Origin of the sequence: Ichthyenterobacterium magnum (assembly GCF_003610635.1) — a bacterium.
In the GTDB taxonomy this organism is placed as follows: Bacteria; Bacteroidota; Bacteroidia; order Flavobacteriales; family Flavobacteriaceae; genus Ichthyenterobacterium; species Ichthyenterobacterium magnum.
Genome location: NZ_RAQJ01000001.1, coordinates 22,555 through 37,150, shown reverse-complemented (window position 1 = coordinate 37,150; position 14,596 = coordinate 22,555). Strand labels below are relative to the sequence as shown.

Sequence of the window (14,596 nt, the reverse complement as noted above, 5' to 3'; positions counted from 1 at the left end):
GCTATTTTAGATTTTAAATTAAAAGATTCTTATAAGGATTACATTCAATACATTGGATAAAGACATAAAATATATTGGTTTAGTTGGTTTTCATATTCTTATTGGAATTCTACTTTATGCTATTCCACCGTTTAGAAGCCCATTTTATTTAGCTATAATAAGTTACTTTATTTTTAGGATAATTACGGCACCAAACCATAAAAAAACCTTCGAGGTTTTGCTTGCATGTTCTTATATTATTGGTGGTGAGGCTATGTTTAGAATGACTAGTGGTGGTTTGTTTTATGAAATCTCTAAGTATCTGGTTGTTTTATTTGTTCTTTTTGGGATGTTTTATAAAGGAATCTCAGGAAAAGGCTATCCCTATTTTTTCTATCTTATAGCATTAGTTCCTGCTGTTGTTGTTGCTTCGGTTAATTTACGTTACGATTTAAACTTTAGAACAAGTATCGCATTTGTACTAAGTGGTCCTGTATGTCTAGGCGCTTCTGCTTTGTTTTGTTATGATAAAAAAATAAGCCAACAGCAGATATTAGATGTTATTTTGTATATGAGCTTGCCAATAGTTTCAATGGTTACGTACTTATATTTTTATACACCTAGCTTAAAAAGTATATTAAGAGGAACAGATTCTAATTTTGCAACATCTGGTGGTTTTGGGCCAAATCAAGTTGCAACCTTATTAGGGCTAGGAATGTTTGCTTTTACAGTACGCTTATTTATAAAATCGCCAAGTTTGATTTTAAAATTTATAAATGGTTTTATTCTGGCTTTTATAAGTTATCGAGGAATAATAACATTTAGTCGCGGAGGTGTTTTTGCAGCTATTATTATGATTGGGGCTTTTTTATTTCTTTTATACACTAAATCTGCATATCAACGCAAACAACAAATTATATTTACATTCATTATGTTTTGTATGTTAGGTGCAGCAACATGGATTGTTAGCTCAACTAGAACTAGCGGCTTAATAGATAAACGCTATGCTAATCAAGACGAGTTAGGACGAGATAAGAATGATATAAGTACTGGGCGAGGAGAGTTGTTTCTTGAAGAGTTAGAAGGATTTTTAGACAACCCTTTTTTAGGTGTTGGCGCTAGTGGTATGAAAAACCTTAGGCTAGAAACAGAAGGTGTTATTATTACATCGCATAATGAAGTAAGTCGTTTGCTTTCTGAACATGGAATGCTCGGGATTTTTATATTAAGTATTTTGATTTTTAAACCATTAGCCTATAGAACGCAGCACAAAAAGAACTTGTTTTTTTATGCTTTTTTAGTTTTTTGGTTTGCAACGATTAACCATTCTGCTATGCGTCTGGCGGCACCCGGTTTTGTGTATGCATTATCACTTTTAAATATTACTAATGAAAAACGTGTTATACATAGGAAATCGATTGCAAAACTATAATCGTAATGCCTCATATATTGATGTATTAGGATTATTACTAGAGAAAGAGGGTTTTAATGTTAGCTATGCATCTAGTTATACAAATCAAATATTACGCTTATTACATATGTTATATGCTGTTTTTAAGTTAAGACGTAAAACAGATTTTGTTATAATAGATACCTATAGTACTTTAAATTTTTATTACGCGTTAGGCGTAAGCCAATTATGTAGAGCCTTACATTTAAAATACATACCTATTCTTCATGGAGGGAATTTGCCTTCTCGTTTAAAAAGAAACTCAAAAATGAGTAAAAGTATTTTTAAAAAGGCCTATATTAATATAGCACCTTCATTATATCTTAAAACGAGTTTTGAGAAATTAGGATATAATAACATTAGATATATCCCTAATACTATTGAAATTAATAGTTTTAGTTTTAAAGCACGTGCTTACGATACACCAAAGTTGTTATGGGTGCGTTCATTTTCAAAAATTTATAATCCAAAACTAGCAGTTAAAGTGTTAAAGCAGCTTAAAAATAAGTTTCCTGATTCTGAGTTATGCATGGTTGGACCAGAAATAGATGGTTCATTAAAAACGACTCAGAAACTAGCAAAAGATTTAGAGCTTGAAGTTGATTTTAAAGGAAAGTTAACAAAAGATGAATGGAATAAATTATCTAATAATTTTAATGTATTTATAAATACAACAAATTTTGATAATACACCATTGAGTGTCATTGAAGCGATGGCTCTTGGTTTGCCAATAGTTTCAACAAACGTTGGAGGTATGCCATTTTTAATAGACCATAATATTGATGGCATTTTAGTTAACCCTAATAATGCTTCAGCTATGTCAAAAGCTATAGAAGAGCTTTTTAGTGACCAAAAAAAGTGTAATTCTATGGTTGAAAAAGCGCGATTAAAAGTTGAAAAATTTGATTGGAACTATATTAAAAGCGAATGGTTAAAAGTCTTATCTGTTGATGCTAGTAATAGTTAAACTTAACTTGTTATATTTACAGAACTCTAACATTAACCATGAACAAAAAAAAAGGCATCCATTTTGAGGTTTCTGAGCGTAAAGTATTATTACGTTTATTAGATGTTGTTTTTGTGCTTTTTGGACTTTATCTTCTAGAACTATTCTTTAACTTCGATTATTTAATAGTTAATAGAGAGAATAACATTAGCATACTTGTGTTAATTATCTATATCACAATTTTTGGTACAATATTCGAAATTTACGATTTACAAAAATCAAGTAAATTAGATATTACATTTAGAAACATAGTTTTAACAGCTTCTACGGTTGTATTATTCTACCTACTAACACCATTTTTCACACCATTTTTACCAGAAAAAAGGCTGCAAATTATTTATTTTTATATAGCAATTATAGTCATGATTTTTTTATGGCGATTAGCTTACATAACCTTTATTGCATCACCTAGGTTTTACAAAAATGTATTGCTAGTAGGAGAAATTTCTAATATTGAAAGTATCATTAAACCTTTAAACGAGTCTGATCCTAATTATAGAATTGTTGGTTTTATAAATTGCGAAAAAGAGACTGAATCTCCAATTAAGTTTAAGGGCTTAAAAGAGTTTGGACCTAGTGAGCTTATGAGTGTTATTTCAGATTATAAAGTTTCTGAGGTGTTGGTGGCTAGTTATGATTCTGAAACGATTACATCTAGTATTTATCATGATTTAATAGTGCTTTTAGAAAATGGGTTTACTATAAGAGAATATACTCAAGTTTATGAAGAGTTAACGTACCGTGTGCCAATTCAATTTGTGGGTAAAGATTTTTATAAATATTTTCCATTTAGTAGAAGCAATCAAAATACACTCTATTTATTTTTTAGACGTTCATTTGATATCATCTTTTCCTTTTTTGGATTAATTTTTGGGATGCTACTTATTCCGTTTGTTATTATTGGTAATGCTATAGCAAACCAAGGCCCTTTATTTTATACTCAAGAACGTGTAGGTAAAAACGGTAAGCCCTTTAATATTATTAAATTAAGGAGTATGATTGTTAATGCTGAAACTGATGGTGCAAAATGGGCTCAAGAAAATGATGTTAGAATTACCATGTTTGGTAATTTTTTGCGCCGATCACGATTAGATGAAGTCCCTCAGTTTATTAATGTCCTAAAAGGAGATATGAGTATTATTGGGCCAAGACCAGAACGCCCATTTTTTGTTAATGAACTCTCAAGAGTTATTCCATTTTATGAAACACGCCATATTATAAAACCAGGTCTTACAGGTTGGGCACAAGTAAAAACTAGATATGGTTCGTCTGTCGATGATAGTCTAACAAAACTTCAGTATGATTTGTATTATATTAAACACAGAAGCGTGTTTTTAGATCTTAATATTATTGTAAAAACATTAAGTACAATTTTATATTATAGAGGGCAATAATTTTAAAGCTATTTAGAAACTGTATTAAAGTATTTTATGAGATACATATATCTTATAAATAATGCAATTAAAAGAGGAATCAATCCTATAGCATATACTTGAATACCTACAATCCAATGTAATGTTAATAGACAAAGCATAATTACTAAAAACTTTAAATACTTAACAAACCAGATTTTTACTGGGTTTTTAAATAGTTGAAACAGAGCTATACTATTAAACGGGAATGCCCAAAGCAAATTATAATTTTGAGCTGTAGCACTATGATCTGTAGCAAACCAGAGTAGTAAAATAAGTAAGCCTATAATACCAGTAAGACTAAATAGTAAAACATCTAACCAATTACTTCGCTTAAGTTTTTTATAATCAAAATAAGTAACTAAAAGTATTAAAAAACTAATGATACTTAATACTACTAAAGGACTAAAAAGTAAATTCTCTGAAGTATTAGTTTCCTTTTTTTTGTATAAAGTTTTAGTAGATTTTACAAGATTTTCAGATGGACTTAAAGTTGCATTTTCAAAACACTCAAAAATGTATTTTGGTAAATACATATGTTCATTAAGCGTGGCTGGTTGATCAATAACAGAGCCTAAAGCAATATCAATACCAAAACTTCCCCACGAATTTCTGTTAACATGCTCATGAATAAGATTTCTGAACGTTTTATGTTCAAAATTTCTAATATTATTAAACGTTATTTCGCGTTCTGATGCATTTTGAGCAACATCTCTAATTTTAGTGGCGCAATTATCATAAAAGAAATCGTATAAATACCTCCTGTTTTCTGGTTTATAGTTGTTCTGTAAAAAATCAAAAAGTTTTTGTTTTTCAGTAGCAGATAAATTTAAAACTTGTTCATTAATAGTTCTGTTTTGATAAACATAGCCTCTATAAAATCGATTAAAATTTGTTTTACTCAATAAGTAATTAAGTTTTCCTTGAGCAAACTTTAAATAAAAATTTGGAGCATCAAAATCATATTCGCCATAACCATACACTAAATCAAACCCATTTGCAACATCTTTAATTCTAAATGCATTATGGCCAAAAGCATCATTAAGTGAGTTTCCTGGACCAACAGTTAAAACACTAATTTCTGCATTTTGAGATAGCTTTTGTGAATTTATGAGCTGAAAACTGAATAGGCAAATAATGAGCAGAAAACGTATCTTCATAAAAAAAGTATTATCTAAAGATACTAAAATCGAGTTTTAAAGAAAACACATTAGAATACAAAGCAACACTTTGGTCTCCAATATCTGTAAATGCATAATCTATTTGTATACCATTGTATTTAAAACCAAGACCTAAGCTTGGTTGAAATGTGAGATTTTCAGAATTATCAATTTGTAATTCATTTTGAAAATTACCCGCGCCAGCTCTTAAAAACACTAAATCTGTATAGCCAAACTCCAAACCTAAAGCAGGATTAATACTTGCAAAAGAAGTAGAAATAAGATCGTTATTTTCTTCAAACCGTACATTTAAATCAAGCGAAGCTAAAAGCGAATAATCATAATGAAAAATAAACTTTTTCGACATTCCTATTTGAAGTTTAGGAATTGTAATCTCAGAACTTTCAGGAACCGTTTGATTTTGACCTTCAATTGCATTTTGTATTGTAGCTAGTTTATCATCATCAAAAGCCCAAGCATTAAATGTAGTTGTAATGTCTCTTGCCATGATACCTATTTTCCAATCATTTTTAGTTTCAAACTGTAGACCAAGATCTAAACCAAATCCCCAAGACGTGGCAAAATCACCTATAATTCTTCTAATTACCTTTGCATTAACACCATAACTTAAACCAGGAATAGGTAGGTTTCTTCCGTAAGAAAACGTTAAACCATAATCGGCTGTAGAAAATTTACTAATACGATCATAGTTAATATTTCCTTGGTCATCAATTAATTGTGTGGTATCAAGAATATCGTCAACACCAAAACGTATTAAAGAAAATGCAATGGCACTTCTATCATCTAAAGGCATTGCAAATGCTGCGTAATTGTAAGAGGCAATATTTGCGAAGTAGCTAGAATGTAACAATGCTAATTGATTATCTTCTAGGTTTACCAATCCAGCAGGATTCCAATATCCAGAATTTACATCTCCAGTATGAGATACTACTGCATTACTCATTCCTAAAGCTGCAGCATCAACACCAATGTTCATAAACTCATTAGAGTATTTACGCGTGGTTTGGGCAGTGCTTAATAATGACACTAAAGCTAGTGCAAAGAATAGATATGTTTTCAATAGCAAAAATTTTTACAAAGATGCATAATATTTTTAACCTATTAAACTTCAAAATGACTCAGTTATTGCCTGATAGTTGCATTTGTAGAAAATAGTTTGTTATTTTTACACAAATCTTATTTATGGCAATAAAAAATTACATTCCTAATGCAATAACACTTCTTAATTTATTATGCGGAAGTATTGCAGTTATCTTTGCTGTTTATAACAATTTTGTTCTAGCAGCAATTTTTGTTTTTTTAGGTATTTTCTTCGATTTTTTTGATGGTTTTTTTGCACGTAAACTTAATGTGCAGAGTGATTTAGGAATTCAGTTAGATTCTTTAGCAGATATGGTTACTAGTGGTTTGGTGCCAGGAATAGTAATGTTTAAACTTATTGCAATGAGCGTTGATGCTCCAGCATTTTCATCGGTTTCTAATGAGTGGAATGCTTTAATAGATTGGCAAGGCATTAAATTAGCACCAATTGCTTTAATTGGCTTATGTATTACATTGGCTTCTGCATATAGGTTAGCAAAATTTAATATAGACGAAGATCAGCAAAGTTATTTTAAAGGTCTTCCTGTACCTGCAAACACGCTGCTTATTATTTCATTACCATTAATTCTTGAATATCAAGGTAATGATTTGATTAATAGTGTGATACTTAATAAATGGTTTTTAATCGGTTTAACCTTTTTGAGTTGTTACTTATTAAATTCAAAGATTAAGCTATTTGCTTTAAAGTTTAAGGATTGGAGCTTTAAAAGTAATGCGGTTAGATATGTGTTTATTATTTTAAGCTTAATTCTTTTGTTGGTATTACATTTTGTAGCAATTCCTTTAATCATTACACTTTACATTATACTTTCAGTATTTAAAAATCTTACAACTAAATAATATATTCAAAAAGTTAATATAAATCAATGGCATCAGGATTTTTTGCATTATTAGATGATATTGGAGCACTCATGGATGATGTTGCTGCAATGAGTAAAATTACTACTAAAAAAACAGCTGGTATTTTGGGTGATGACTTGGCTGTAAATGCCGAAAAAGCATCTGGATTTGTATCTTCTAGAGAGATTCCTGTGCTTTGGGCTATAACTAAAGGTTCAATGCTAAATAAAATTATCATTTTGCCTATAGCATTTTTATTGAGTGCATTCCTGCCTTGGGCTGTAATTGTTATTTTAGTGCTTGGTGGTATGTATTTAGCTTATGAAGGAGCTGAAAAAATATTTGAATATTTTGTGCCTCATCATCAGGAAAAAATAGTTGAATTAAAAGAAGATTTTTCTAAAGAAGAACTTTTAGTTATAGAGAAGTCTAAAATAAAATCGGCTATTGTAACCGATTTTATACTTTCTGTAGAAATTATAATTATAGCTTTAGGGACTGTTGTTGGAAGAGATTTATTATTTCAAATTTTAGTGGTTTCAATAGTAGCTGTTATTGCTACTGCTGGAGTTTATGGTATTGTAGCTCTTATCGTTAGAATGGATGATCTAGGTTTTCGATTAATTAAAATGAGTAATGGAAATAAAGGAATTTCATATACTATTGGAACAATTTTAGTCAAAGCCTTGCCAAAAATTATTAAAAGTTTATCGGTTATAGGAACGATTGCATTACTTCTAGTTGCAGGAGGAATATTTGTGCATAACCTAGAATTTTTACATCATTTCTTGGAAGATCTTCCATCTATGCTCAGAGATTTTATTGTTGGGTTGTTAGTAGGAGCAGTAGCATTAATAGTTGTTAAACTAATAAAAAAAATTATCAGTATTCTTTTTAAGAAAAATAAAAATATATAAGTGTAGTTACTAATTAAGCTTTTTAGGTCTTTGTTGTTTTTTGAGTAATTGCTTGAAGAATTTTAAAACTCCAATTTCTTTTTACGTAACTCAAAGTTTTGACCCAAGTATACTTTACGTACCATTTCGTCACTAGCTAGTTCTTCTGGTTCACCAGCTTTTAAGATACTTCCTTCAAACATTAAGTACGTTCTGTCTGTAATCGCTAAGGTTTCTTGTACGTTATGGTCGGTTATTAAGATACCAATATTTTTCTTTGTTAATTGGGCTATAATACGTTGTATGTCTTCTACAGCAACTGGATCAACTCCAGCAAATGGCTCATCTAATAAAATAAAATTTGGGTCTGTAGCTAATGCACGAGCAATTTCTGTACGACGTCTTTCACCACCAGATAATAAATCGCCTCTGTTTTTTCTAATATGACCTAAACTAAACTCATCAATTAACGATTCCATTTTATCTAACTGTTCCTTTTTACTAAGTTTAGTTAGTTGTAGAACGCTTAAAATATTGTCCTCAATACTTAGTTTTCTAAAAACCGAAGCTTCTTGTGCTAAATAACCAATACCATTTTGAGCACGTTTGTACATTGGGTAATTTGTAATATTTGTATTATCCAGATGAATGCTACCACCATTAGGTTTTATTAAACCAACAATCATATAAAACGAAGTTGTTTTTCCAGCACCATTAGGTCCTAAAAGCCCAACAATTTCTCCTTGGTTAACTTCTAAAGATACATCTTTTACAACTTTTCGTCCGCTGTAGGACTTCATTAAATTATCGGCTCTTAACTTCATATACTAGGTAATAAACGCTAAAATAGTAAAATCGTATATACTACTAGGTTTAGGTATTTTAATTTATTAAAAGTTTAACGCTCAGTTTCTAAAGCATCCCAAAACTCATAAGCACGTCGTAAATGCGGAATTACTATGGTACCGCCTACTAAAGTAGCAATACCTAAAGCTTCAACAACCTCTTCCTTTTTTAAACCTTCTTTATGGCTAGCTTCTAAATGATACTTTATACAATCATCGCAACGTAAAACGGTAGAAGCAACTAAACCTAAAAGCTCTTTGGTTTTTTTATCTAAAGCACCTTCGGCAAAAGCATTAGTATCTAAATTAAAAATGCGCTTTATAATTTTATTATTATCTGCTAAAATGTTAGCGTTCATTTTAGAACGATAGTCATTAAATTCTTTTACGATATCAGACATGTTTTTCTTTTTTCTTTTGATTTTTAACTACCATTTTTGAAATATAAATACTCACTTGGTATAATATTAATATTGGTATGGCTACTATAATTTGACTAGCAATATCTGGAGGTGTTATAATTGCTGAAAGAATTAAAACAATAACCAAAGCAAATTTTCTGTACTTCTTTAAAAATTTAGGTGTAACCAATCCTATTTTGGTTAAAAAATAGATGATAATTGGAAGCTCAAAAATTAAACCCGAAGCAATAGCTGAAGACCTTACTAATGCTATATAAGAACTAATATCTATCTCGTTTGAAATTTCATTACTCACATTATAAGTCCCTAAAAAATTGATTGATAAAGGTGTTACAATATAATATCCAAAAAGGACACCTAAGAAAAATAAAAGTGATGAAATGATAATAAAACCTCTAGAGTGTTTGCGCTCATTTGCATGCAAACCAGGACTTATAAATTTCCAGAATTGGTAAATCACATACGGAAATGCAACCACAAAACCGGTAGTTATTGAGGTCCAAATATGTGCCGAAAATTGGCCGCCCATTGTTCTGTTTTGAATAGAAAATGGAAACTCATCTGCGCAAAACGTAGTGTCAATACCTATAAATGTCGAAATTTTACATAACCATTTATAAGTTGGGAAACTTAATTTTTTTGGACCAAATATAATAGTGTCAAAAATAAAGTCAGACATTATAAAAGCTGCAAAACCAGCAATTACAATTGCTAGTGTTGCACGAATTAAATGCCATCTTAAATCTTCAAGATGATCTAAAAAAGACATTTCATTGGTATGATGTTTTGCCATTATATAATACCTTCTTTTATTAAATCATGTAGGTGAACTATTCCAGCATAATCACCATTATTGTCTTCAACTAACAATTGAGAAATACCGTTGTTTTCCATAACTTCCATTGCATCAACAGCCATAGCGTTTTCATCAATACGTTTTGGATTACTACTCATAATATCTTTAGCTGTTAAGTGTATAAAAGCATCACTTTTAGTAAGCATTCGCCTTAAATCACCATCTGTGATTATACCAACAATTTTATTGTTTTCTACTACAGCAGTTACACCAAGCATTTTTTCAGATATCTCTACGATAACCTGTTTTACACTAGTTTTTAAGGCTACTTGAGGTTTTTTGTTTACAGATGAAAGATCATTTACACGTAAATAAAGACGTTTGCCTAAAGCACCACCTGGATGATATTTAGCAAAATCTTTACTAGAAAACCCTCTTAATTCTAACAAGCAAACAGCTAAAGCATCACCAATAACTAATTGTGCTGTTGTACTAGTTGTTGGCGCTAAGTTATTAGGGCAAGCTTCCTGTTCGACAAATGCATTAAGAATATAATCAGCTTGTTGTGCTAAAAAAGAATTTAAATTTCCTGTAATAGCAATCATTTTATTTTTTGCATTCTTAATAAGTGGTACTAAAACTTTAATTTCTGGTGTGTTTCCACTTTTCGAAATACAAATGACAACATCATCTTCTAGAATCAAACCTAAATCACCATGAATTGCATCTGCAGCATGCATAAAAACAGAAGGTGTTCCAGTAGAGTTTAAAGTTGCTACAATTTTATTGGCTATAATAGCGCTTTTGCCTATTCCGGTAATTACAACTCTTCCTTTAGAATTGTACATTAGTGATACCGCATCAGCAAAATCATCAGTCAGTAAATCATTTAAATTTGAAATTGCTTTACTCTCTAAATTTATAGTTTTTTTTGCAGTATTTAGAATCGAATTGTTAATGTTCAAAATTATTTTTTTTTGAGTTTGATGCATTTAAAGAAATTGTTATCTTTAGTCTTCTGCAAATGTATATAAAATACTAATAGGGATTAATGAGTAGCAAAGAAATTGACTTACATTCAGAGCTAAAAAAATATTTTGGTTTTTCTAAGTTTAAAGGACTTCAAGAACAAGTCATTAAAAGTGTTGTCGCTAACGAGAATACTTTCGTTATTATGCCAACAGGTGGTGGAAAATCACTCTGTTACCAATTACCAGCTTTAATAAAAGACGGAACTGCAATTATAGTATCGCCACTTATTGCATTAATGAAAAACCAAGTTGATGCTATTAGAGGTATATCTAAAGAAGAAGGCATTGCTCATGTTTTAAATTCGTCATTAAATAAAACTGAAGTTAAGCGTGTAAAAGAAGACATTAAAAACGGTGTTACTAAGTTACTATATGTAGCTCCAGAATCTCTTACCAAAGAAGAACATGTTGAGTTTTTAAGAACCGTTACTATTACATTTATGGCTGTTGATGAAGCGCATTGTATTAGTGAATGGGGTCATGATTTTAGACCAGAATACAGAAATCTACGCCATATTATTAAGCGTATAGGAGATAATATACCTATTGTAGGTTTAACAGCTACAGCTACGCCTAAAGTACAAGAGGATATTTTAAAAAGTTTAGATATTACTAATGCTACTACTTTTAAAGCGTCGTTTAACAGACCTAATTTGTATTACGAAATACGACCAAAAACTAAAAATGTAGATGCAGATATTATAAGATTTGTAAAACAAAATGAAGGCAAATCTGGTATTATATATTGTTTAAGCAGAAAAAGAGTAGAAGAATTAGCACAAGTATTACAAGTTAATGGAATAAAAGCTGTGCCTTATCATGCTGGTTTAGACCCTAAAACTAGAGTAAAGCATCAAGACATGTTTTTAATGGAAGACACAGATGTTGTTGTTGCTACAATTGCTTTTGGTATGGGAATCGATAAGCCTGATGTACGTTTTGTGATACATCATGATATGCCAAAGAGTATTGAGAGTTATTATCAAGAAACTGGTCGTGCAGGACGTGATGGTGGCGAAGGGCATTGTTTGGCGTATTATGCTTATAAAGATATAGAGAAACTTGAAAAATTTATGTCTGGTAAGCCCGTTGCAGAGCAAGAGATTGGTCAAGCCTTACTACAAGAAGTAGTTGCTTTTGCAGAAAGCTCGATATCTAGACGTAAATTTATTCTACATTATTTTGGAGAAGAATTTGATAACGCTACAGGTGAAGGTGGTGATATGGATGATAACGTACGCCATCCTAAAAAGCAACACGAAGCTCAAAATGAAGTTTCAATACTTCTAGAAACTGTAGATAAAACCAATGAGAAATATAAATCTAAAGACCTAGTTCAAGTATTAATAGGTATTACTAATGCACTAATTTCTTCTCATAAAACTGATACGCAACCTTTTTTCGGAATTGGTAAAGCTAAAGATAAACGGTATTGGATGGCGTTAATACGTCAGGTTTTAGTAGCCGGCTACCTTAAAAAAGATATTGAAACTTATGGTGTTTTAAGATTATCTCCAGAAGGTAGAGCGTATATAAAAACGCCTCAGTCATTTATGATGACAGAAGACCATGTGTTTGATGAAGGTACAGACGATACTATTATTACAGCTGCAAAAAGTGGTGGAGGCGTTGCCGACGAAAAACTAATGAGCATGCTTAGAGATTTACGTAAACGTAATGCAAAACATTTAGGCGTGCCACCATTTGTTATTTTTCAAGACCCATCGTTAGAAGATATGGCTTTAAAATATCCAATGACACTTGAAGAGTTAAGTAACGTTCATGGAGTTGGAGACGGAAAAGCTAAAAAATATGGTAGTGATTTTATAGCATTGATTTCTCAATATGTAGAAGACAATGATATTATGCGTCCTGACGATTTTGTTGTTAAAAGTACAGGCTCAAATTCAGCATTAAAGTTATACATCATTCAAAATGTAGATCGTAAATTGCCATTAGATGATATTGCATCTTCTAAAGGGATGAAAATGCCCGAATTTATTAAAGAAATGGAAGCTATTGTCTTTTCTGGAACAAAATTAAATATCAATTATTGGATTGATGAGGTTCTAGATGAAGACCAGCAAGAAGAGATTCATGACTATTTTATGGAATCTGAAACCGATAAAATTTCTGATGCTATAGAAGAGTTTGAAGGCGATTATGAAGACGAAGAATTACGCTTATACCGTATAAAATTTATGAGTGAAGTAGCCAACTAATCACTCAATTTCCCAATATATTTAAGAGATAATATAAAAATAATAGCTAAATAATTTTTATAGTTAGGAATCCTTACTATATTTGTATTGCAATAATTCAAAACATAAAATAGAGTAAGATGAGCAAATCAATTTTTTACCATGCAGGCTGTCCAGTTTGTATAAGTGCAGAACATGACATTATCAATTTAATAGGAGCAGATAATGTAGAAATCGTGAACATAGACGAAAACAGAAATCGTATTAGTGAAGCAGAGCAAGCAGGTGTAGAGTCTGTTCCAGCTTTAGTAACACCAAATGGACATACCTTACACATCAATTTTGGAGCCTCAATGGCTGATGTTAAAGGTTAATTTTAACAAAATAATTAGGAATCCTAAGTAAATAATCACCAATTTTAAATCAAAATAATTATGAAATCAATTGTCTCAATCATTGTAATAGTTTTATTTTCTTGTACTGCGTTTATTTCTTTCGCTCAAGAAAGTAAATACAATAACGAAGACTTCAACATTAATGAAGTAACTGTAACACATCAAAAGAATTTGGGTATAACCGTTTGGGAAATATCTGTTAATGGTAAAGCAGGTCATACAATTCCAAAAAAAGTTGGGCAACTAGATGGAGCCTTAGTATTAGGGTATGTGTTTCCAACAAATTTAAAGCCAACTGACGTAGGTTTTAATCAAACTGAAGGTATTGTAGCTCTTGCTTTAACATCGCATCCAGATTTTGACGATACACCATTATGGGACGAGGATAATGATACAATTTATAATAATGATGGAGTTGTTTGGCACCCACATTGGGTAATTTTACATGAAGATAAAAGAGTTGCTGGTGGGCTCTCGGTTAAACAATTTAAAAAAGCTGATATGACTGTTGTTTTACCACCAACAAACCCAGGAATGCCAATGTATATGGATTCCCCTGGATATCCTGTAACAACTGCAAATAATACCATAAAAGTAATAGTTCCAGATTATAGAATAAACAATAGAACCGATTTTAATTATGATGGTGTTACAGCGTTTATGAAAGTAAATACGAGTAATCTTGAACTTCCAATGCTTGGTGTTTATGAAGTGTATAGCGTTGCAAGTGGTAACTTGTCATTACCATATAATGTAAAACAATAAGCCTATGAACGTTTCAGTTTGGGATACATACGTAAAACGTGATGATAGCATAACAATGCATTTTGATATTCTTGTGCAAAGTAGCGTAACAGATGAAAGTATAGTATTTAACTTCGGAAAGGCATATTTGAAAACAAAAGGGATTACCAATCCAATTATAACCACAAAAGAATGTCGTTTTTGTCATATAGAAACTGCGCCTAAATCTGTTATTGATGATATTGCCAAAAAGGGATATTCAATAATTGAAATGGAAAACTGTTATTAATTTAATTA

Annotated in this window: 15 protein-coding genes; 9 read left to right on the top strand and 6 right to left on the bottom strand. The window is 30.9% G+C overall.

Annotated features, from left to right (window positions below; genetic code table 11):
• Window positions 1–52: 52 nt before the first annotated feature.
• Genes BXY80_RS00170 through BXY80_RS00160 form a run of 3 tightly spaced genes read left to right on the top strand, consistent with a single transcriptional unit; the run spans window position 53 to window position 3,829 of the window.
• Window positions 53–1,411, top strand: a complete 1,359-nt coding sequence (locus BXY80_RS00170; RefSeq protein ID WP_120199207.1) for an O-antigen ligase family protein — start codon at window positions 53–55, stop codon at window positions 1,409–1,411.
• Window positions 1,368–2,396, top strand: a complete 1,029-nt coding sequence (locus tag BXY80_RS00165; RefSeq protein WP_120199206.1) for a glycosyltransferase family 4 protein — start codon at window positions 1,368–1,370, stop codon at window positions 2,394–2,396. The genes BXY80_RS00170 and BXY80_RS00165 overlap by 44 nt, the downstream gene beginning before the upstream one ends.
• A 38-nt stretch (window positions 2,397–2,434) precedes the next feature.
• On the top strand, window positions 2,435–3,829 hold the full coding sequence (locus BXY80_RS00160; RefSeq protein WP_120199205.1) for a sugar transferase: 1,395 nt from the start codon (window positions 2,435–2,437) through the stop codon (window positions 3,827–3,829).
• 8 nt (window positions 3,830–3,837) lie between these two features.
• Here the strand turns inward: BXY80_RS00160 and BXY80_RS00155 are convergent, their stop codons facing one another.
• The gene (locus tag BXY80_RS00155; RefSeq protein ID WP_120199204.1) at window positions 3,838–5,007 is read right to left on the bottom strand and encodes a lipoprotein N-acyltransferase Lnb domain-containing protein; all 1,170 of its coding nucleotides are present in this window, start codon (window positions 5,005–5,007) and stop codon (window positions 3,838–3,840) included.
• A 10-nt stretch (window positions 5,008–5,017) separates the two neighbouring features.
• Window positions 5,018–6,088 (bottom strand): PorV/PorQ family protein, encoded by a 1,071-nt coding sequence (locus BXY80_RS00150; RefSeq protein WP_449404360.1) that lies wholly within the window; start codon window positions 6,086–6,088, stop codon window positions 5,018–5,020.
• A 122-nt stretch (window positions 6,089–6,210) separates the two neighbouring features.
• On the opposite strand from BXY80_RS00150, the gene BXY80_RS00145 reads away from it, so the two are divergent.
• Window positions 6,211–6,969 (top strand): CDP-alcohol phosphatidyltransferase family protein, encoded by a 759-nt coding sequence (locus BXY80_RS00145; protein WP_120199202.1) that lies wholly within the window; start codon window positions 6,211–6,213, stop codon window positions 6,967–6,969.
• A gap of 26 nt (window positions 6,970–6,995) precedes the next feature.
• Window positions 6,996–7,886, top strand: a complete 891-nt coding sequence (locus tag BXY80_RS00140) for a DUF808 domain-containing protein (protein ID WP_120199201.1) — start codon at window positions 6,996–6,998, stop codon at window positions 7,884–7,886.
• Window positions 7,887–7,948: 62 nt separating this feature from the next.
• Here the strand turns inward: BXY80_RS00140 and lptB are convergent, their stop codons facing one another.
• From lptB to BXY80_RS00120, 4 genes are all read right to left on the bottom strand, one after another.
• Window positions 7,949–8,689, bottom strand: coding sequence for an LPS export ABC transporter ATP-binding protein (lptB, locus tag BXY80_RS00135; RefSeq protein WP_120199200.1), 741 nt, complete (start codon window positions 8,687–8,689; stop codon window positions 7,949–7,951).
• 74 nt (window positions 8,690–8,763) lie between these two features.
• Window positions 8,764–9,111, bottom strand: a complete 348-nt coding sequence (locus tag BXY80_RS00130) for a carboxymuconolactone decarboxylase family protein (RefSeq protein WP_120199199.1) — start codon at window positions 9,109–9,111, stop codon at window positions 8,764–8,766.
• On the bottom strand, window positions 9,104–9,925 hold the full coding sequence (gene tatC, locus BXY80_RS00125) for a twin-arginine translocase subunit TatC (RefSeq protein ID WP_120199198.1): 822 nt from the start codon (window positions 9,923–9,925) through the stop codon (window positions 9,104–9,106). The genes BXY80_RS00130 and tatC overlap by 8 nt, the downstream gene beginning before the upstream one ends.
• Window positions 9,925–10,893 (bottom strand): KpsF/GutQ family sugar-phosphate isomerase, encoded by a 969-nt coding sequence (locus tag BXY80_RS00120; protein ID WP_245977116.1) that lies wholly within the window; start codon window positions 10,891–10,893, stop codon window positions 9,925–9,927. The genes tatC and BXY80_RS00120 overlap by 1 nt, the downstream gene beginning before the upstream one ends.
• Window positions 10,894–10,979: 86 nt before the next feature.
• Here BXY80_RS00120 and BXY80_RS00115 point away from each other — a divergent pair, with 86 nt between their 5' ends.
• From BXY80_RS00115 to BXY80_RS00100, 4 genes are all read left to right on the top strand, one after another.
• On the top strand, window positions 10,980–13,181 hold the full coding sequence (locus tag BXY80_RS00115) for an ATP-dependent DNA helicase RecQ (RefSeq protein WP_120199196.1): 2,202 nt from the start codon (window positions 10,980–10,982) through the stop codon (window positions 13,179–13,181).
• 119 nt (window positions 13,182–13,300) lie between these two features.
• Window positions 13,301–13,534, top strand: coding sequence for a thioredoxin family protein (locus BXY80_RS00110; RefSeq protein WP_120199195.1), 234 nt, complete (start codon window positions 13,301–13,303; stop codon window positions 13,532–13,534).
• 60 nt (window positions 13,535–13,594) lie between these two features.
• Window positions 13,595–14,320 carry a hypothetical protein gene (locus tag BXY80_RS00105; protein ID WP_120199194.1) on the top strand — a complete coding sequence of 242 codons (726 nt, stop codon included), beginning with the start codon at window positions 13,595–13,597 and terminating at the stop codon, window positions 14,318–14,320.
• A gap of 4 nt (window positions 14,321–14,324) precedes the next feature.
• A complete protein-coding gene (locus BXY80_RS00100) occupies window positions 14,325–14,588 on the top strand; it encodes a DUF2024 family protein (RefSeq protein ID WP_120199193.1) in 264 nt (87 codons plus the stop codon).
• The last annotated feature ends 8 nt before the right edge of the window (window positions 14,589–14,596 follow it).